Annotated in this window: 18 protein-coding genes; 3 read left to right on the top strand and 15 right to left on the bottom strand. The window is 71.0% G+C overall.

Annotated elements, in window-relative coordinates; translation table 11 throughout:
* Positions 1-86: 86 nt before the first annotated feature.
* On the bottom strand, positions 87-545 hold the full coding sequence (locus IE172_RS17935) for an Lrp/AsnC family transcriptional regulator (protein ID WP_190098257.1): 459 nt from the start codon (positions 543-545) through the stop codon (positions 87-89).
* A gap of 153 nt (positions 546-698) precedes the next feature.
* Positions 699-1,382, bottom strand: a complete 684-nt coding sequence (locus IE172_RS17930; RefSeq protein ID WP_190098256.1) for a UbiX family flavin prenyltransferase — start codon at positions 1,380-1,382, stop codon at positions 699-701.
* 93 nt (positions 1,383-1,475) lie between these two features.
* On the opposite strand from IE172_RS17930, the gene IE172_RS17925 reads away from it, so the two are divergent.
* A complete protein-coding gene (locus tag IE172_RS17925) occupies positions 1,476-2,078 on the top strand; it encodes a rhomboid family intramembrane serine protease (RefSeq protein WP_190098255.1) in 603 nt (200 codons plus the stop codon).
* Positions 2,079-2,095: 17 nt separating this feature from the next.
* Here IE172_RS17925 and mqnP read toward each other — a convergent pair whose 3' ends face one another.
* The 3 genes from mqnP to IE172_RS17910 are packed head-to-tail and all read right to left on the bottom strand — an operon-like array spanning position 2,096 to position 4,940.
* Positions 2,096-3,016, bottom strand: a complete 921-nt coding sequence (gene mqnP, locus IE172_RS17920) for a menaquinone biosynthesis prenyltransferase MqnP (RefSeq protein WP_190098254.1) — start codon at positions 3,014-3,016, stop codon at positions 2,096-2,098.
* The gene (locus tag IE172_RS17915) at positions 3,013-3,486 is read right to left on the bottom strand and encodes a hypothetical protein (protein ID WP_190098253.1); all 474 of its coding nucleotides are present in this window, start codon (positions 3,484-3,486) and stop codon (positions 3,013-3,015) included. Before IE172_RS17915 ends, mqnP begins: the two co-directional genes overlap by 4 nt.
* Positions 3,483-4,940 (bottom strand): menaquinone biosynthesis decarboxylase, encoded by a 1,458-nt coding sequence (locus IE172_RS17910; protein ID WP_190098252.1) that lies wholly within the window; start codon positions 4,938-4,940, stop codon positions 3,483-3,485. Before IE172_RS17910 ends, IE172_RS17915 begins: the two co-directional genes overlap by 4 nt.
* Positions 4,941-5,016: 76 nt before the next feature.
* On the opposite strand from IE172_RS17910, the gene IE172_RS17905 reads away from it, so the two are divergent.
* The gene (locus IE172_RS17905; protein WP_190098251.1) at positions 5,017-5,355 is read left to right on the top strand and encodes a PLD nuclease N-terminal domain-containing protein; all 339 of its coding nucleotides are present in this window, start codon (positions 5,017-5,019) and stop codon (positions 5,353-5,355) included.
* Between the two features lie 22 nt (positions 5,356-5,377).
* Here the strand turns inward: IE172_RS17905 and IE172_RS17900 are convergent, their stop codons facing one another.
* Positions 5,378-7,189, bottom strand: a complete 1,812-nt coding sequence (locus IE172_RS17900; RefSeq protein ID WP_190098250.1) for a serine/threonine-protein kinase — start codon at positions 7,187-7,189, stop codon at positions 5,378-5,380.
* 173 nt (positions 7,190-7,362) lie between these two features.
* Between IE172_RS17900 and IE172_RS17895 the strand changes: the two genes are divergently transcribed.
* The gene (locus IE172_RS17895) at positions 7,363-7,962 is read left to right on the top strand and encodes a TetR/AcrR family transcriptional regulator (protein ID WP_190098249.1); all 600 of its coding nucleotides are present in this window, start codon (positions 7,363-7,365) and stop codon (positions 7,960-7,962) included.
* Between the two features lie 16 nt (positions 7,963-7,978).
* On the opposite strand, the gene IE172_RS17890 is transcribed toward IE172_RS17895, so the two are convergent.
* The 9 genes from IE172_RS17890 to hemL all read right to left on the bottom strand — a co-directional run bounded on the left by IE172_RS17890 (position 7,979) and on the right by hemL (position 17,747).
* Positions 7,979-8,851 (bottom strand): hypothetical protein, encoded by an 873-nt coding sequence (locus IE172_RS17890; protein ID WP_190098248.1) that lies wholly within the window; start codon positions 8,849-8,851, stop codon positions 7,979-7,981.
* 126 nt (positions 8,852-8,977) lie between these two features.
* Complete coding sequence (locus tag IE172_RS17885; protein WP_190098247.1) at positions 8,978-9,742, bottom strand: CDP-alcohol phosphatidyltransferase family protein; 765 nt, start codon at positions 9,740-9,742, stop codon at positions 8,978-8,980.
* A gap of 155 nt (positions 9,743-9,897) precedes the next feature.
* Complete coding sequence (ccsB, locus tag IE172_RS17880) at positions 9,898-11,010, bottom strand: c-type cytochrome biogenesis protein CcsB (protein WP_190098246.1); 1,113 nt, start codon at positions 11,008-11,010, stop codon at positions 9,898-9,900.
* On the bottom strand, positions 11,007-12,752 hold the full coding sequence (gene resB / locus IE172_RS17875; RefSeq protein WP_190098245.1) for a cytochrome c biogenesis protein ResB: 1,746 nt from the start codon (positions 12,750-12,752) through the stop codon (positions 11,007-11,009). The genes ccsB and resB overlap by 4 nt, the downstream gene beginning before the upstream one ends.
* 4 nt (positions 12,753-12,756) lie before the next feature.
* Entirely contained in the window at positions 12,757-13,530 is a 774-nt protein-coding gene (locus tag IE172_RS17870) for a cytochrome c biogenesis CcdA family protein (RefSeq protein ID WP_190098244.1), read from the bottom strand.
* A 1-nt stretch (position 13,531) separates the two neighbouring features.
* On the bottom strand, positions 13,532-14,182 hold the full coding sequence (locus tag IE172_RS17865; protein WP_190098243.1) for a TlpA family protein disulfide reductase: 651 nt from the start codon (positions 14,180-14,182) through the stop codon (positions 13,532-13,534).
* A 78-nt stretch (positions 14,183-14,260) separates the two neighbouring features.
* Positions 14,261-15,544 carry a polysaccharide deacetylase family protein gene (locus tag IE172_RS17860; RefSeq protein ID WP_190098461.1) on the bottom strand — a complete coding sequence of 428 codons (1,284 nt, stop codon included), beginning with the start codon at positions 15,542-15,544 and terminating at the stop codon, positions 14,261-14,263.
* A gap of 197 nt (positions 15,545-15,741) precedes the next feature.
* Positions 15,742-16,434: a histidine phosphatase family protein gene (locus IE172_RS17855; protein ID WP_190098242.1), complete on the bottom strand. Its 693-nt coding sequence runs from the start codon at positions 16,432-16,434 to the stop codon at positions 15,742-15,744.
* Positions 16,431-17,747 carry a glutamate-1-semialdehyde 2,1-aminomutase gene (gene hemL, locus IE172_RS17850; RefSeq protein WP_190098241.1) on the bottom strand — a complete coding sequence of 439 codons (1,317 nt, stop codon included), beginning with the start codon at positions 17,745-17,747 and terminating at the stop codon, positions 16,431-16,433. The genes IE172_RS17855 and hemL overlap by 4 nt, the downstream gene beginning before the upstream one ends.
* Positions 17,748-17,817 lie beyond the last annotated feature (70 nt).

Raw genomic sequence — 17,817 nt, 5'->3', positions numbered from 1 at the left:
CCTATGCGACCTTCCAACAGGCCCGTCAACCGTACTCCCCCGCCCCTCGGGCGGAAGGACCCCCGAACATCGCTCCCCGCCGCCTGCTACTGCTCCTCTTCCGGCAGCTCACCCACGCGGTTCTCCCACTTGGTGGACAGCACGATCGTCGTACGGGTCCGGGAGACGCCCTTGGTGCCGGACAGCCGGCGGATGATCTTCTCCAGGCCGTCCACGTCGCTCGCCCGCACCTTGAGCATGAAGGAGTCGTCACCGGCGATGAACCAGCAGTCCTCGATCTCCCCGAGGTCCTTCAGCCGCTGCGCCACGTCCTCGTGGTCGGCGGCGTCGGAGAGCGAGATGCCGATCAGGGCCGTGACGCCGAGGCCGAGCGAGGCGGAGTCCACGGTGGCGCGGTAACCGGTGATGACCCCGGCCGCCTCCAGCCGGTTGATGCGGTCGGTGACGCTGGGTCCCGACAGGCCGACGAGGCGCCCCAGCTCCGCGTAGGAGGCCCGGCCGTTCTCCCTCAGGGCCTGGATGAGCTGCCTGTCCACCGCGTCCATGCGAATCGAGCCTTCCACTGAAGAGGTACGGACGTACTGAGAGGGGTGGTACTTGAAGGGGTGGTACTTGAAGGGGTGGTGCTGGAACGGGTGCTGCCTGCCGTGCCGACGTGCCGTGGTGCGGCGGTGCCGCGGTGACGTGCCCGGAGCGTGTCAGTCGGCGCGGGATCCGCCGCCCAGCTCGCCCTTCCAGCGGCGGTAGAGACCGTGCTTGACGCCCGCCGCGTCGAGCACGCGCCCGGCGACGAAGTCCACCAGGTCCTGGATGTGCGTCGCGCCCGCGTAGAAGGCGGGTGAGGCGGGCACCACGGCGGCGCCCGCGTCGTCCAGCGTCACCAGGTGCCGCAGGGTCTGGCCGTTCAGCGGGGTCTCCCGCACGGCGACGATCAGCGTGCGCCCCTCCTTCAGGGTCACGCTCGCCGCCCGCTGCAGCAGGTCCTTGGACAGGCCGAGCGCCACCCCGGCCACACAGGCCGTGGAGGCGGGCACGATGATCATGCCCTTGCTCGGATACGACCCCGAGGACGGCCCGGCCGCGAGGTCACCGGCGGCCCAGTGCCTCACCCCGTCGAGGTCGACGGTGAACGTGTCCGGCTTTCCGTCCGCGCCCCGGGACAGCCATTCCCGCAGGTCGTCGCGCCAGTGGGCGTCGCGGAAGGAGATGCCGGTCTCGTCGAGCAGGGTGAGCCGCGAGGCCCGGCTGACGACGAGGTCGACGCTCTCACCGGCGGCGAGCAGCGCCCGCAGCACCGAGGCGGCATACGGGGTGCCGGAGGCGCCGGAGACCCCTACGATCCAAGGCGTACGCCGCGTCTCTCCTGGCTTGACTGGGTTCACGACACCGAGCCTATCGGGAGTCGGAGGGTGGGAACCGGGCAAGGGGGGCCGGGCGTTCTTCCAGGAGAACGAGCCGACGGCGGGGGGTGGATGATGTCGGGTTCACGTCCGCAGTGGTCGCGGGGCGACCGGATCGGGACCGCGGCCAAGCTGATGGTGGGCTGGGTGGCCCTGCTGTGGCTGCTCGAAGTGATCGACACGGCCACCGGGCACGCCCTGGACGACTACGGCATCGTGCCGCGCGTCCCCTCCGAACTGGCCGACATCGTCCCCGCGGCGTTCCTGCACTTCGGCTTCGCCCATGTCGCCGCCAACAGCGTGCCGCTGCTGGTGCTGGGCTTCCTGGCGGCGCTCGGCGGCATACGCCGGTTCCTCGCCGTCTGCGCCCTGATCGTGGTGGCCGACGGTCTGGGGGTGTGGCTCATCTCCCCGGCGCACAGCAACACCGCGGGCGCCTCCGGTCTGATCTTCGGCCTCTTCGGATTCCTGCTGGTCAGCGGCTTCGTCGAGCGCCGCCCCCTGGGCGTGGTCGTGGGCGTGCTGATCGCCGCGGTCTGGGGCGGCTCGATCCTGGCGGGCCTCGCCCCGACCCAGTCCGGCGTCAGCTGGCAGGGCCACCTGATCGGCCTGGTGGCGGGCGTGACGGCGGCGTTCCTCTTCCGCCGCCCGCCCGAGCCCCGGCATCCGCCGGCCTGACGCTCCCGCGCCCGGCCCTACACCGTCAGCCCGCGCACCAGCAGGTCCAGCAGCGCGCAGACGAACAGGGCGATGCCGATGAAGCCGTTGACGCTGAAGAACGCCCGGTTGAGGCGGGTCAGGTCGGTGGGGCGGACGATGGTGTGCTCGTACACGAAGGCCCCGGCGACGATCAGCAGGCCCAGCCAGAAGAAGGCACCGGCGTCGGTGAGGACGGCGTACCAGACGAACAGGGCCGTGGTCACGGCGTGGCAGACGCGAGCGCCCCACACGGCGGCCGGGATGCCGAAGCGGGCCGGCACCGACTTCACGCCGATCTCACGGTCGGTCTCGACGTCCTGGCAGGCGTAGATCAGGTCGAAGCCGCCGATCCAGACGCCCACCGCCAGACCGAGCACCACCGCGTCCCACGACCAGGACCCGGTGACCGCCAGCCAGCCGCCGACCGGCCCCATGGCCTGGGCGAGCCCGAGGATCGCCTGCGGGAAGTCGGTGAACCGCTTGCCGTACGGATACACCACCATCGGGATCACGGCGACCGGCGCGAGGGCCAGACAGAGGGGGTTGAGCAGGGCCGCCGCGCCCAGGAAGACGGCCAGGGCGATCAGCGCGCCGGTCCAGGCGTGCTTGACCGACATCGCGCCGGTGACCAGTTCGCGGTGGGCGGTGCGCGGGTTACGGGCGTCGATCTCGCGGTCGATGATCCGGTTGGCGGCCATCGCGAAGGTCCGCAGCCCGACCATGGCGACGGTGACCAGGAGCAGCTTGCCCCAGTGGATGTTCTCGTCCCACTCGTACATCGCGGTGAGCGCGGCGATGTAGGCGAACGGCAGCGCGAACACCGAGTGCTCGATCATGACGAGGCGCAGGAAGGCCCTGGTGCGCCCCGGCTGCGGGGCGGGACCCGGGCCCACGACCCCGTCGGCGGTGGTCATCATGCGAGGCTCCCGAGGAACGTGTCGAGGTCGGCCAGCAGCTCGGCGACGGGCTGCGGTCCCGTCTCCACCGCCGGCGTCGTGCCGGTGTCGTCGGGCGGGGTGAGGTGCGCGGTGAAGACGTACGCGCCGGCGCCGGACGGGCGGCCGTCGAGCCGCAGGACCGCCCCGCCGTCGACCGTGAAGGGTTCGCCCGCGGCGGCGGCGAGCTCCTCGCGGAGCCGCCGCGCGAACTCGGCCGGTTCGGCGTCCCGCACGCCGGGCAGCTCGAAGCCGTCGCCCTCGCCGCCCTGTTCGAAGAGGACCGCCCACGTGTCGCCGGAGCCGGCGAGTTCCTCGGGCGTGACGCCCGCCTCCTCGGCCGCCCGGCGGACCCCCTCGTCGGCCGGGTCCAGCTCGGGGCGCACGAGGGCCACGTAGTCGGTGTCGGTGCCGATAAAGAGCGCCGGTCCGCCCTCGGCGTCGGGACTCACAGTCCGTACTCCTTCCAGCGGCGGTCGACCTTCGCCGCCGTGTCGGGGTCGGACTCCACCATGTCGGGCCAGCCCCCGTCGCGCGTGTACCCCTCCTCGGGCCACTTCTTCGTCGCGTCGATGCCCGCCTTGCCGCCCCAGAACTGCTGGTAGGAGGAGTGGTCGAGATGGTCGACGGGACCTTCGACGACGGTGAGGTCACGGGCGTAGTCGGTGTTGCCGAGGGCCCGCCAGGAGACCTCGTGCAGGTCGTGGACGTCGCAGTCGGAGTCGACGACCACGATGAGCTTGGTCAACGACATCATGTGGGCGCCCCAGATGGCGTGCATCACCTTCTGGGCGTGTTTGGGGTACTTCTTGTCGATCGAGACGATCGCGCAGTTGTGGAAGCCGCCCGACTCGGGCAGGTGGTAGTCCACGATGTCCGGCACGATGATCTTCAGCAGGGGCAGGAAGAACCGCTCGGTCGCCCGCCCCAGCGGCCCGTCCTCGGTCGGCGGCCGGCCGACCACGATCGACTGGAGCAGCGGCCGCTTCCGCATCGTCACGCAGTCGATCTTCAGGGCGGGGAACGGCTCCTGCGGGGTGTAGAAGCCGGTGTGGTCGCCGTAGGGCCCCTCCGGCAGCATCTCGCCGGGCTCCAGCCAGCCCTCGATGACGACCTCGGCCTGCGCGGGCACCTGCAGCGGGACGGTCTTGCAGTCGACCATCTCGATCCGCTTGCCCTGCACGAACCCGGCGAACAGGTACTCGTCGATGTCCCCGGGCAGCGGCGCGGTCGAGGCGTACGTCACCGCCGGCGGGCAGCCGAACGCGATGGCGACGGGCAGCCGCTCACCGCGCCGTGCGGCCACCTGGTAGTGGTTGCGGCTGTCCTTGTGGATCTGCCAGTGCATGCCGATGGTGCGCTTGTCGTGACGCTGGAGCCGGTACAGGCCCAGGTTCCGGATGCCGGTCTCCGGGTCCTTGGTGTGGGTCAGCCCCAGGTTGAAGAAGGAGCCGCCGTCCTTCGGCCAGGTGAACAGCGCCGGAAGCCGCTCCAGGTCCACGTCGTCACCGGTGAGCACGACCTCCTGCACGGGCGCGTCGCCGGACTTCACCTTCTTCGGCGGCACGTGCGTCATCGCGCCGAGCTTCCCGAAGGCCTCGCGCACGCCGATGAAGCCCTGCGGCAGCTCGGGCCTCAGCAGCCCGCCGATCTTGTCGCTGATGTCCGTGTACGACTTCAGTCCGAGCGCCTTCAGCAGGCGGCGGTCGGTGCCGAACACGTTCATGGCGAGGGGCATGCTGGAGCCGCGCACGTTCTCGAAGAGCAGGGCGGGACCGCCGGCCTTGTTCACCCGGTCGACGATCTCACCGACCTCCAGATACGGGTCGACTTCGGCCTTGATGCGCTTGAGGTCACCCTCGCGCTCCAGCGCCCTGAGCAGGGAGCGAAGATCGTCGTAAGCCATGCGGTCAAGTATCCCCGAGCGGTTACCCTGGCCCTGTACCGCCCACCGCTTTCGCTGCTTTCGCTGGAGAGGCCCCATGCTGCGGCTGCTGATGTTCCTCGTGCCGCTGGCACTGAGCGTGTACGCGTTCATCGACTGCATCAGCACCAAGGACGACGACATCCGTCACATGCCCAAGCCGTTGTGGGCCATCCTCGTGCTGCTGTTCCCGCTGGTCGGGTCGATCTCCTGGCTCATCGCCGGCAAGAAGCGGCACCCGGCGGGCGCGGGCGGCTCCGCGTGGGGCGGGGGCGGCGGCCGCCGCCAGTGGGTGGCGCCGGACGACAACCCCGAGTTCCTGAAGTCGCTGGACGACGACAAGGACAAGGACAAGGACGACAAGCCGGGGGACGGCGACCGCGGCGGAGCCGGCTGACCGCCACCGCCGACCGCCCCCGTCAGCCCCTGGCCCAGCGCTGGCCCGCCGACCCGTCGCACTCCCGCGCCATGATCATGCCGCTCGGCCGGGCGTGGTCCAGACACCTGCCCGTCTTGGTGAGGACCATGGTGCCGCCCGGACCCGGACGCCACTCCTGGGCGTCGTCCGCGCCGCACGACGCGCTGTGCAGGGAACCGTAGGCGGACAGGCAGTTGCCGCTCGTCTGCTGGACGATCCGGTAGGCGCCGGACGCCGTGCTCTTCAGGCTCCAGCGGGCCGCGCCCGCGGTGCAGCTGCCCCCGGTGACATAGCCGTACCCGGGCCCGCCGGTAGCGGTGAGGCACTGTCCGCTCGCCCCGTTGCGCAGGGTGGCTCCGCCCGTGGAGGGTGCCGCCTCGCCCTGCCCGCCCGGGGCCGCGCCGCCCCCGCCGCTGCTGCCCGCGTCCGCGCCGTCGTCCCGCGCGGCTCCGCCGCCGTCCTTCGCCCCGGCGTCCCGGCCGTCCGCCCAGACGCCCGCGCCCGGCGCTCCGGAGGCGGTCGCCGACTCCCCCGATCCGGGCTCCGGCTTCTCCTTCCCCGTCTCCTTTTCCTTCTCCTTCTCCTTCGAGGAGGACGGTGACGGCGTCGCGGATCCGCCGGCCGTTCCCGACGGAGTCACGCCCGCGGAGGCCGCGGCCGGCGAGGAGGAGGCGGGTGGTCCGGCCGCGTCGCCGGCGTCGGTGACGTGGGGCAGGAGCGTGAAGACGAGCGTCGTTCCCGTCACGACGACCACCACGGGGACGAACACGGGCAGGACCCGGGTACGGCGGCGCTCCTTCCGGGACGCCTCGGGCTGCTCCGGCTCCTTCGCCCGCTCCGGCTCGGGGGCCGGTTCCTCCGGCGGCGCCTCGGGGAGCGTGAGGTCGCCGGTGTCCGGGATCGCCGCCGCGAACGCGGCCCGTTCGGCCAGCCGCTCCGAGACGGCCGACGGCCACAGGGGCGGGGCGAACGGACCGTGCCGGTCCGCGACGCCGACCAGCTCCGCGGCGGTGGGCCGGCCCTCGTAGTCCTTGTCCAGGCAGGCGGCGACGACCTCGGCGAGCTCCGGATCCACCTCCCGTACGGCGTCGAGGTCGGGTTCCTCGTGCACAATCCGGTACAGCACGCCGTGCCCGGACTCGTCACCGAACGGCGGCCGGCCGCTCGCCGCGTACGCGAGGACCGAGCCGAGCGCGAAGACGTCGACGGCCCCGGTCGACCGGCGTGCTCCCGAAGCCTGCTCGGGGGACATGTAGGCGGGGGTGCCCACCACCATGCCGCTGATGGTGATCTTGCTCTGCTCGGCGGCCCGGGCCACCCCGAAGTCGATGAGCGTGAGCCCGTCCAGGGTGAGCATGACGTTGGACGGCTTGATGTCGCGGTGCACCATGTCCAGCGCGTGGACGTCGGCGAGCCCGGCCGCGGCTTCGCGCAGCAACAGCCACAGCGCCCCGGCGGGGAGCGGTCCCCCGTGGACCTCAAGCGCCTCGCGCAGGGTGAGGCCGGGGACGTAGGCGGTGGCGAACCACGGCGGCCGGGCGGTGCGGTCGCCGGCGAGCAGCGGGGCGGTGGCGTGCCCGGGTAACCGGGCCAGGTTGTCCAGCTCGTGCCCGAAGCGGCGCAGGAAGTCCTTGTCCTCGGCCACGATCGACGGCAGCAGCTGCTTGACCGCGGCGTAGCGCCCCTCGTGCACGCCGAGGTAGACGCGGCCCATGCCGCCCGCCCCGAGTCGCCCGACGAGCGGGATCGGCCCGATCCGCCGCGGGTCCTCGTCCTCCAGCGGCTCGGCGCCGCTTCCGCCCAGCTCGATCACGCGTGCCCCGTAGTCGTGGTCCGTCGGCTCCCCGCCGGTGGCGGTCCGCCCACTCCCCCGCGACGGGCGGACCGCACGTCGGCAGGGGTCAGTCTGAACCAGCGCGGGCTAGGATTGGAAGAGGATTCTAGAAATTCACTCCAGAAAAACCGGGAAGGTACAGCGATCCCGCGATGAGCCCCAAGCAGCACCGTGGTGAGGTGACCGCCGACCACCTCCTGGACGCGGCACTGCGCGTCTACGGGGAGTCGGGCGAACAGGGCCTCACCGTCAGCGCGGTGACCGCGGCGAGCGGTGTCAGCCCCGGCAGCCTCTACCACCACTTCGGCAGCATGGACGGCCTGTTGACCGCCCTGCTGATGCGCTGGCTGGAGCGGCTGCTGGTGGAGATGGTCACGGCGCTGGAGCAGTCGGACTCCGCCCGCACCGGCATACGGGCGCTCGTGCGGGCGTACCTGACCTTCATCCGGGACCACCGCGACGCGGGCCTCCTCCTGCACTCCTCCCGCGCCGACGAGATCGGCATGCGGCAGGCGAAGCAGCTCCGTGACGCCCAGGAGGCCCGGCTCACCCCGCTGTCCGCGTGGGTGAGCGGGCACGTCGCGTCGGGAGAGGTCGCGCCCCTGCCCGTCCCGATCCTCGAATCCCTCGTCCTCGGCCCGGTCATCGGCGTCAGCCGGCGCTGGCTGACCCTCGGCGACATCGACCTCGACGAGGCGACGGAGGTCCTGCCCGACCGGATCTGGCGGTCGATCAGCGCGGACGCGGAGTGAGTGCGGCCCGGCCGCGTCACTCTCCGGCGAAGATCTCCTCGGCCTTCGAGGCGGTCACGGCGCGGGCGAGCCACAGACGGAGGACATCGGGATCCGCACAGCCCGTGACACGACCACGCACCTCCTCCGACACCTCCAGCCCACGCTGCTCCAGAACGAGCAGAACGTCCTCAGCACGGCCTTCGGCTCGGGCTTCTTCCCGGATCTCTTCGACGAGGTAGGACTTGTAGAAGGAGAGGTCCACGGCCACCAGGTTCCTCCAGAGGTGCTTGGCCGGGTGCTTGCCCAGGCCCTGTGCGGTGAATTCGACGATGGGGTCCGCGATGTCTTCGGGCACGTCCCGCAGTGCGGTGGAGAGGGCTTTCAGTATCGCATTGACGGCCGGTTCGGCGGCGTGAGTGATGGCCGCCAGGCTCGCCAGGACGAGGTCGGCGCGGGCCTCGTCCGGGTCGGTGATCACGGGCATGTTGTGCGGGCCGGCGACCACGGGGCGCAGGGTGAGGGTGGGCAGCTGGGGCGGCCCGCTGCTGACCGCCCGCTGGGCCCACTTGGCCGTGGCGTGGTCCTGGCAGACGACGAGCAGGGCGGTGGGCAGCCGGTACTTCGTCCACAGGTAGACGGTGTAGTACGCCCAGCTCGCCGGCTTGTCCGGGTCCTTGCTGCCCTGGGCCTCGATGGCCAGCAGGAAGTCACCCTGTTCCGCGGTCTCGAACTTCAGCAGCGTGTCGACCCGGCGTTCGACGAGGCTGGTCTCGGTGAGGTCGGTCGGCAGGGGCGTGGCCCTGACCGGTCTGGGGAGGTCGACTCCGAGGAAGCGTGAGACCCGGCTGAACAGCCCGGGATCGTGCTGGAAGATGCGGTGCATCGCCTCGTGGGGCGGCTTGACCATGGGTTTCCTTGCGTTCAGCTGATCACAGCCGACATATGTCGTCGGCATGTGCGTCGAACGTAGGGAAACCGGGCCCTCATGGAGACCCGAACCGGCGATGTTCACCCGCGCGGGTGAGCCGTCGGGTCAGCGGAGGCGGGAGGAGGAGAGGATCGACAGGAGGTGGGCCGGGACCATCACCCAGGTGATGACGGCGAGGGCGCCGAGGGCCCAGCGGGTGGGGTCGATGCTGTCGGTCAGCGCGTCGGCGATCGCGGCGACGAGGAGGACGAGGGACGCCTCGATGCCGTTGGTGACGCGGTGGATCTTGAACGCGGCGGCGATGCGGCGGACCGTGGCGACGCCCTGGGAGCGGGGTCGGGTCGACTCGTCGTCGGCGACCATCAGGCCGCGGCGGGCTCGGGCGACGTCCACCAGGTCGGTGGAGGCCTTGAGCAGGACGACGCCGAGGGCGGTGGCTATGCCGATCGACAGCCAGCCGCCGACGCCCGACTCGGCGGCGCGGTAGCCGGCGCCGGCCAGCAGGGCCGCGTCGGCGAGGTACGCGCCGAGCCGGTCGACGTAGATGCCGGTCGCGCTGTTCTGCCCCTTCCAACGGGCGACTTCGCCGTCGACGCAGTCGAAGAGGAGGAACAGCTGCATGAGGATCACGGCGAGGATCGCGCCGGTCAGGCCGGGGATCATCAGCGCGGCGCCGGAGGCCACTCCGCAGACCACCATGGTCCAGGTGAGCTGGTCGGGGGTGACCGGGGTGCGGACCAGGTGGCGGGTGGTGCGCAGGGAGAGCTTGCGCATGTAGAGCCGGCCGGCCCAGTGCTCGCCGTTGCGGCTCTCCATCTTGGCCTGCGGCTGGCAGACCTCCCGCAGCTCCTCCAGTGCCGGAGCACCCATGACGTTCCTCCCAGGCCCAACTGCCGCACGCGCGGCGACGATCGGGCCAGGTTACAGAGGGGGTGCGGGGCGTCCGACGGGGGGCCGGGGGACGCCGGAGGTCAGCCCGTCCGGGGGCGGAGAAACCCCGCCGGGCCCGCCCTCCCGTGCGTGCGTCAGAAGCCCACCGCGTGCAGGGCGCCGAGGCCGACGTCCGCGTAGGAGTGCTTGCCGGAGACGAAGATGTTGACGCCGTAGTAGTTGAACAGCCAGCAGCCGAACGCCGCGAGGGCGAGGTACGCGGCCTTGCGGCCCTTCCAGCCGGCGGTGGCGCGGGCGTGCAGGTAGCCGGCGTAGGCGACCCAGGTGATGAAGGACCAGGTCTCCTTGGGGTCCCATCCCCAGTAGCGGCCCCACGCGTCACCCGCCCAGATCGCGCCCGCGATGATCGTGAACGTCCACAGCGGGAACACGGCCGCGTTGACCCGGTAGGCGAACTTGTCCAGGGAGGCGGCGGCGGGCAGTCGCTCCAGGAACGAGGTGGCGAAGCTGCCGGGCTTGCCGCCGCCCGCCAGCTTGTTCTCGTACGAGTCCTTGAACAGGTACATCAGCGTGGCGAACGCGCCGACGTAGAACACCGCGCCGCACAGGATCGCCGTGGACACGTGGATGTAGAGCCAGTACGAGTGGAGCGCGGGGACCAGCTGGTCGCTCTCGGTGTACAGGACGGTGACGGCGAGACCGAGGTCGAGGAGGACCGAGGTGGTGAGGAACAGGCCGAGCCAGCGGACGTTCTTCTTCAGCGCCAGCAGCAGCAGGTACACGCCGACCGCGGTCGTGGAGAACGTGATGTTGAACTCGTACATGTTGCCCCACGGCGCCCGCTCCACCGACAGCGCGCGGGTGAGCACTCCGCCGAAGGCGAGGGCGAAGGCGAGCACGGTGAGGGAGATGGCGATCCGCCCGTAGAGGTCGCCCTTCTCGTCGCCGCCGTGCGCTCCCGGCCCGTCGGGCACGTCGCGCGATCCGGTCGCGGCGCGGACGACGACCTTCGGCCGCTCCAGCACGGCGGTGCCGCCGGCCCGCTTCACGGTGACGGCCGGCCCGGCCGTCTTCGCCGCCGCCCCGGGGGTCAGGGCCGCGGCCGTGCGGGCGACCTTGCTGCGGCTGCCGAGGAGCCATTCGACGATGTAGGCGAAGAAGGCGAGGGTGTAGACCGCCATCGCGGAGTAGATCAGCACATTGCTGATCTCCGCGAGGCTCTCGTTGGTCGCGGCGGCGAGAGTCACTGCTGCTCAGCCCCTTCGGCAGGCACGGCTTCGGAATCGGGATCGGATGGTGCGGCTGTCTTGGCGGACGTCTCGTCCGGGTCGGGGTCGGGCACGCCCGGGGCCTCGTCGTAGAGGAGACCGGCGAGTTCGCCGAGTTCCTCCGGCACCTTCGCGGACTCGCTGCGGCCGAGGCCCGCCATCTCGACGACGGTCACCCCGTCGGGGCCCTCGACCGCGCGCACCCACACGCGCCGGCGCTGGATGAACAGGGAGCCGGCGAGGCCGGCGATCGCGACGACGGAACCGCCGAGCGCCCAGCCGCCGCCCGGTTCCTGGACGATCTGGTAGCCGGCCCACTCCTTGATGTCCTTCTCGAAGGTGACCGAACCGGCGCCGTTCGGGAGCGTCATGGTCTCGCCGGGCATGAGCAGCTGCTTGAACAGCTCGCCGTCGGCGTCCTTGAACTCCTTCATCTTGGTCTTGTCCATCTGGTACACGCTCTGCGGAATGCCGGAGTCGGCCTTCAGGTCGCCGTGGTAGGCGGACAGGGCGAGCACCGGATAGTCCAGCGCCGGGAACTGGGACAGCATCGTGCCGCTGGCGGAGCCGCCGAACGTGGGCACGAAGAAGGCGTTGAAGCCGAGCTGTTCCTTCTTGCCCTGCGGGTTGCGGTAGCCGTCGAGGACCTTGACCACGCCGGAGGAGGTGACGTTGGCGTCGAGCGGCAGCAGCGGGACGGCGTCCTGGTAGACGACCTTGCCCTTGCCGTCGCGGACGGTCACGACGGGCGCGTAGCCGTGGCTGACGAGGTAGACCTTGGCGTCGCCGATCTCCAGCGGCTTGTTCACCTTGACGAGGGCCTTCTTCTCCTCGCCGTCGGCTCCCGCGGTGTAGGTGAGCTCCGTCTCGTACGTGCGCGGGGTGCCCTTGTTGGGGCCGGTGCGCTCGTAGGTGCCGGTGAACTCCTCGACGTCGAAGCTGAACGGTTCCAGGTCCTCGTTGGTGAACAGGTTCCCGGACTTGAAGTCGTCGTACTGCGTGAGCGTGTTGGCGAAGCCGTCGCCCTCGACGATCAGCTTGTTGCCCTCGGACTTGAAGAGCTGGCCCCAGGCGAAGGCGATCAGCATCACGATCAGCGCGATGTGGAAGAGCAGGTTGCCGACCTCGCGCAGGTAGCCCTTCTCGGCGGCGACCGCGTCACCGACGGCGTGGGCGCGGAAGCGGCGCTTGCGCAGCAGGGCGAGGGCGCTCTCGCGGACCTGCTCGGGTGTGGCCCCGGTGCGCCAGGTGGTGTGGGCGGGCAGCCGGGTCAGGCGCCGGGGGGCGCCCGGCGGGCGGCCGCGCAGCTGGCCCACGAACTGCCAGGTGCGGGGCACGATGCAGCCGATGAGGGAGATGAACAGCAGGATGTAGATCGCGGAGAACCACACCGAGCTGTAGACGTTGAAGAGGCCGAGCTTGTCGTAGATCGGCGCGAGGATGTCGTGCTGCTCGCGGAAGTCGGCGACCTTGGTCTCGTCGATGCCGGTCTGCGGGATGAGCGAGCCGGGGATCGCGCCGAGCGACAGCAGCAGGAGCAGCAGCAGCGCGACCCTCATGGAGGTGAGCTGCCGCCAGAACCAGCGGGCCCAGCCGATGACGCCCAGCGAGGGCAGGTTCGGCGGCTCCTCCTTGGGCGCGGTGGACAGCTGGGAGCCGGCGGCGCCCAGGTCCTGGTCGTCACCGGCCTTGGGGGTGTTGTCCGTCGTGGTGTCGCTCATCGGGTCAGATCCCCACCGTGAAGCCGTTGGACCAGGTCTGCATCTCCGCCACGAGGGCGTCCCACGCTCCGGTCAGCAGCAGTACACCGGTCACGATCATCATCGTGCCGCCGATGCGCATGACCCAGACGTAGTGCCGCTTGACCCAGCCGAAGGCGCCGAGCGCCTTGCGGAAGGCGATGGCGGCGAGAACGAAGGGGACACCCAGCCCCAGACAGTACGCGACGGTCAGTATCGCGCCGCGTCCGGCGCTCTCCTGCTGGGCGGAGAGGGTGAGCACGGAGGCGAGGGTGGGGCCGATGCAGGGGGTCCAGCCGATGCCGAACAGGGCGCCGAGGAGGGGCGCGCCGGCCAGCCCGGCCGCGGGCCGCTTGTGGAAGCGGAACTCGCGCTGGGTGAGCCAGGGCATCAGGCCCATGAAGAAGACGCCCATGAGGATCATGAGGACGCCGAGCACCTTCGACAGGACGCCCGACTGCTCCTGGAGGGTCTGCCCGAAGTAGCCGAAGAAGGCGCCGCCCGAGACGAACACGACGGTGAAGCCGAGGACGAACAGGGAGGCGCCGGCGACCATCCGTCCGCGCCGGGCCTCGGCCAGGTCGGTGCCGGAGACTCCGGTGACGTAGGAGAGGTAGCCGGGGACGAGCGGCAGGACGCAGGGCGAGAAGAAGGAGACGAGCCCGCCGAGTACGGCGATGGGCAGGGCGACCAGGAGGGCGCCGTTGAGCACGGTGCCGTTGTAGCCCGTTTCGGCGGCGAGGGTGTACAGGGCCGTCACGTCACTTCTCCGCGACGACCGGCTCGAGCATCTTCAGCAGCCGCTTCTCGTCGAGCGCCGTCAGGGAGCGGGCCGCGATCTTCCCGTCCCGGTCCAGGACCAGGGTCGAGGGGACGGCCTGCGGGTTGAGGGTGCCCTTCTCGAAGCGGAGCATCAGCTTGCCCGTGGGGTCGTAGAGGCTCGGGTAGGGGATGCCGAAGTCCTCCTCGAAGGCGAGGGCGGCCGTGGTGCTGCCGTCGCGCGTGTTGATGCCGACGAACTGCACGCCCTGGTCGGCGTAGTCCTTCGACACCTTGGCGAAGTACTTCGCCTCCGCGCGGCACGGGTTGCACCAGGAGCCCCACACGTTGAGGACGACGACCTTGCCCTTGTAGTCGGCGACGTCGAGCGGCTTGCCCTCGAGCGTCTCGCCGGACAGTTCGGGCGCGGCGACGCGCTTGCCCGCGGCGACCGTGGAGATGCCGTCCTTGCCGACCACGAAGTTGGTGTTGCCGCCTCCGCCGGACGTGCCGCCCGACGTGCACGCCGAGACGAGCAGTGCGGTCGCGGCGGCGCCTGCGGCCAGGGTGGCGCGGCGGCGGACGCGGGTGGCACGGCGCGAGCTCTGCGGGGCTCGCTTCGAGCGCTGGGGGGCACGGCTGGCGGCACTCATGTGAAAAGTTTCGCATGCCCGTTCCGGGGATCTTGCGCACCCCCCTGCACGGCCTCCCCGCGGGCGGAAACCCGCATTTCAGGCGGCGTCGGGGGCGCCCGTCCCGGTGGTGCCCGCGGGGTCCTTCGTGAACGCCGCCCAGCCACCGGCCGGTTCCTGGCCCACGTCCAGGGTGCGGAGCCGCTCCAGCACCTCCGGCTTCTGCACGTCCAGCCAGTCGGTGAACTGCCGGAAGGAGACGAGCCTCACGTCCCCGCCCTTCTCCTTCTCCCGTGCGATGTGCTGGAGCGCCTGCTCCACGGCGTCCATGTAGATGCCGCCGTTCCACTGCTCGAAGTGGTTGCCGATGAAGAAGGGCGCCCGGTTCGACTCGTATGCCCGCTTGAATCCGGATATGTAGGCGCCGGCGGCTTGTTCGCGCCAGGCCGGGTGGTTGTGGGCGGGGGCCTTGGTCGTGTTGAGGGACTGGTTGGCGAGCATGTTGTAGTCCATCGACAGGACTTCGAAGGAACGCCCGGGAAACGGTATCTGCTGGAGCGGAAGGTCCCATATGCCCTTTTTCTTCGTGGGCCAGACCTGGCGTCCGCCGGGTGAGGAGGCGTCGTAGCGCCAGCCGAGCTCGCGGGCGGTGGGCAGCAGCCTGTCCTGGCCGAGGAGGCAGGGCGTCCGGCCGCCGACCAGTTCCTTGTCGTAGTCGAAGGGCAGGGACTCCAGGTCGGTCCAGCCGGAGTTGGTGCGCCACTCCTTCACGAAGGACTTGGCCTGCTCGATCTCGTGGCGCCACTGCCGCGACGTCCAGTTGCCGACGCTGCCGGAGCCGGCGCAGAAGTGGCCGTTGAAGTGGGTGCCGATCTCGTGGCCCTCGAGCCAGGCACGGCGGACGTTCTTCAGCGTGTCCTTGATGTGCTCGTCGGTGAGGTAGCCGATGTCGGAGGCGCCGCGCGGGTTGTTCGGCGGGTCGTAGAGCCGCTTCTTCGACTCGGGCAGCAGGTACACGCCGGAGAGGAAGAAGGTCATGGCCGCGCCGTGCTCCTTGGCGAGGTCCAGGAAACGCGGGAAGAGCCCGTTGCCGACCTCGCCCGCCCCGTCCCAGGAGAAGACGACGAACTGCGGGGGTGTCCGACCCGGCTCCAGCGGCACCGGCCGGTCCGGCTGGTGGGGCTGGGCGCCGGTGAAGGAGGTGGAACCGTCACCGATCGGGCGGGCCGTCTTCGTCGGCTCCGGCTTCGGCGTCCCGGGCCGGTCGCCGCCCCCGGAGCGGGAGCCGTCACCGGGGGCGGCACCCTCCGTGCCGCCGTGGCCGCCGCAGCCGGCCAGTGAGACGGCGGCGGCGGCACCGGCCCCCGCGCCGAGTCCGAGCATTCCCCTGCGGGAGAGAGCACGCACGGCGTCCCCCTTCGTCACGTCCTTGGGTGGTCACTGACTCAGAGGAGGCGACGCGGCGACGGGTTCCCGTCACTTGAGGAGGTTTGGCAACGAAGTCCCGGGAGGCCGTGCCCTCCCGGGACCTACGTCGGTCGCGCACCCGGTGTCTCGCCGCCGGGGGTGTCCGGCACTCCCTAGGCCCCGAAGGCCTTGCCCTTGCCCTTCACCGGCTTGGCGCCCGCCAGCAGGTGCGGGGGAACGAGGTCGCGGGCCGGCTCGCTGTAGCCGACGGAGACGATCCTGTCCCCCCGGTAGGTGAACGTGGTCAGCGAGGCCAGGGTGCACTGCCGCTTGCGCGGGTCGTGCCACAGCCGCCGCTTCTCGACGTGGGACCGCACGATCCAGATCGGCAGCTGATGGCTCACCAGCACCGCCTCGTGCCCGCGCGCCGCGTCCTTCGCCGCGTTCAGCGCGCCCATCATCCGGATGACCTGCTCGATGTACGGCTCGCCCCAGGACGGCTTGAACGGGTTGACGACGTGCTTCCAGTTGGCCGGGCGGCGCAGCGCGCCGTCACCGATGCCGAAGGTCTTGCCCTGGAAGACGTTCTCCGCCTCGATCAGCCGCTCGTCGGTGGCGATGTCCAGGCCGTGCGCCTTGGCGATGGGCTCGGCCGTCTCCTGCGCCCGCTCCAGCGGGGAGGCGACGACATGGGTGACGTCACGGGCGGCGAGGTGCTCCCCCACCCGGTCGGCCATGCGCCGGCCCAGTTCGGAGAGGTGGTAGCCGGCCAGCCGGCCGTAGAGGACACCGTCGGGGTTCTCGACCTCGCCGTGCCGCATCAGGTGGACGACGGTGATGTCGTCGTCCTTCTCCGTCGCGCTCATGCCGTGGCCTCCGCCGCCGCCCGGGCCGCCGCCGGGAGGGCGTCGGCGATGCGCTCGACGGCCCGCTCGTCGTGGGCCGTGGACACGAACCAGGACTCGAACGACGACGGCGGCAGGTAGACGCCGTTCGCCAGGAGCGAGTGGAAGAACGCGGTGAAGCGGAACGACTCCTGCGCCTTGGCGTCGTCGTAGTCGCGCACCGGACGGTCGGTGAAGAACACCGAGAACATGTTGGAGGCGTTCTGCAGCGTGTGCGCGACGCCCTCCTTGCTCAGCGCCTCGGTGACGAGCGACTGGATCCGCGCCGAGACGGCGTTCACCTTCTCGTAGGCGGCGTCGTCGAGCAGCCGCAGCTGGGCGAGGCCGGCGGCGGTGGCGACGGGGTTGCCGGAGAGGGTGCCCGCCTGGTAGACGGGCCCGGCGGGGGCGAGGTGCGCCATGACGTCGGCGCGTCCGCCGAAGGCCGCGGCCGGGAAGCCGCCGCCCATCACCTTGCCGAAGGTCATCAGGTCGGGCCGCACCCCGTCGACGCCGTACCAGCCGGCGCGGCTGGTGCGGAAGCCCGTCATCACCTCGTCGGAGATGTAGAGCGCGCCGTTCGCGGCGCACACGTCCTTCAGCCCCTGGTTGAAGCCGGGCAGCGGCGGGACGACGCCCATGTTGCCCGGCGACGCCTCGGTGATCACGCAGGCGATCTCACCGGGGTGCGCGGCGAACGCGGCGTGCACCGCGTCGAGGTCGTTGTACGGCAGCACGATCGTGTCGCCGGCCTGCGCGCCCGTCACACCGGGCGTGTCGGGCAGCGCGAAGGTGGCCACCCCCGACCCGGCGGAGGCGAGCAGCGAGTCGACGTGCCCGTGGTAGCAGCCGGCGAACTTGACCACCTTGGTGCGCTGCGTGAACCCGCGCGCGAGTCGGATCGCCGACATGGTGGCCTCGGTGCCGCTGGAGACCAGCCGCACCTGCTCCAGCGGCTCGATCCGGGCGACCATCTCCTCGGCGAGCGCGACCTCGCCCTCACCGGGCGTGCCGAAGGACGTGCCGCGCGCGACGGCCTCCTGCACGGCGGCGATCACCTCGGGGTGCGCGTGCCCGAGGATCATCGGGCCCCACGAGCACACCAGGTCGACGTACTCGCGTCCGTCGGCGTCGGTGAGATAGGGGCCGGTTCCGGACACCATGAACCGTGGGGTGCCGCCGACGGCGCGGAAGGCACGCACCGGTGAGTTCACACCACCGGGAGTGACGGCCGCGGCACGGTCGAACAGCGCCTGCGAGGCTTGGGCTTCGTACGAATATGGCAGTTCGCTCATGACCTGCGACTTCTCCGACCTTCTCCGACGTCCCGGACTCTCGCCGGGCTGCGGGTGCGTGTGACGTGTT

Source organism: Streptomyces griseoflavus (genome assembly GCF_014649995.1).
GTDB lineage: Bacteria > Actinomycetota > Actinomycetes > Streptomycetales > Streptomycetaceae > Streptomyces > Streptomyces griseoflavus.
This window is presented reverse-complemented; position numbering and strand designations above follow the sequence as displayed.

What these genes read in the sequence shown, in the direction of transcription:
- IE172_RS17895 (WP_190098249.1), top strand. Translation starts at nt 7,363, where the DNA reads ATGAGCCCCAAGCAGCACCGTGGTGAGGTGACCGCCGACCACCTCCTG.
- mqnP (WP_190098254.1), bottom strand. Translation starts at nt 3,016, where the DNA reads ATGATGACCACCGCCGACGGGGTCGTGGGCCCGGGTCCCGCCCCGCAG.
- IE172_RS17865 (WP_190098243.1), bottom strand. Translation starts at nt 14,182, where the DNA reads ATGAGTGCCGCCAGCCGTGCCCCCCAGCGCTCGAAGCGAGCCCCGCAG.
- IE172_RS17935 (WP_190098257.1), bottom strand. Translation starts at nt 545, where the DNA reads ATGGACGCGGTGGACAGGCAGCTCATCCAGGCCCTGAGGGAGAACGGC.
- hemL (WP_190098241.1), bottom strand. Translation starts at nt 17,747, where the DNA reads ATGAGCGAACTGCCATATTCGTACGAAGCCCAAGCCTCGCAGGCGCTG.
- IE172_RS17890 (WP_190098248.1), bottom strand. Translation starts at nt 8,851, where the DNA reads ATGGTCAAGCCGCCCCACGAGGCGATGCACCGCATCTTCCAGCACGAT.
- IE172_RS17905 (WP_190098251.1), top strand. Translation starts at nt 5,017, where the DNA reads ATGCTGCGGCTGCTGATGTTCCTCGTGCCGCTGGCACTGAGCGTGTAC.
- IE172_RS17910 (WP_190098252.1), bottom strand. Translation starts at nt 4,940, where the DNA reads ATGGCTTACGACGATCTTCGCTCCCTGCTCAGGGCGCTGGAGCGCGAG.
- IE172_RS17855 (WP_190098242.1), bottom strand. Translation starts at nt 16,434, where the DNA reads ATGAGCGCGACGGAGAAGGACGACGACATCACCGTCGTCCACCTGATG.
- IE172_RS17885 (WP_190098247.1), bottom strand. Translation starts at nt 9,742, where the DNA reads ATGGGTGCTCCGGCACTGGAGGAGCTGCGGGAGGTCTGCCAGCCGCAG.
- resB (WP_190098245.1), bottom strand. Translation starts at nt 12,752, where the DNA reads ATGAGCGACACCACGACGGACAACACCCCCAAGGCCGGTGACGACCAG.
- IE172_RS17860 (WP_190098461.1), bottom strand. Translation starts at nt 15,544, where the DNA reads ATGCTCGGACTCGGCGCGGGGGCCGGTGCCGCCGCCGCCGTCTCACTG.
- IE172_RS17925 (WP_190098255.1), top strand. Translation starts at nt 1,476, where the DNA reads ATGTCGGGTTCACGTCCGCAGTGGTCGCGGGGCGACCGGATCGGGACC.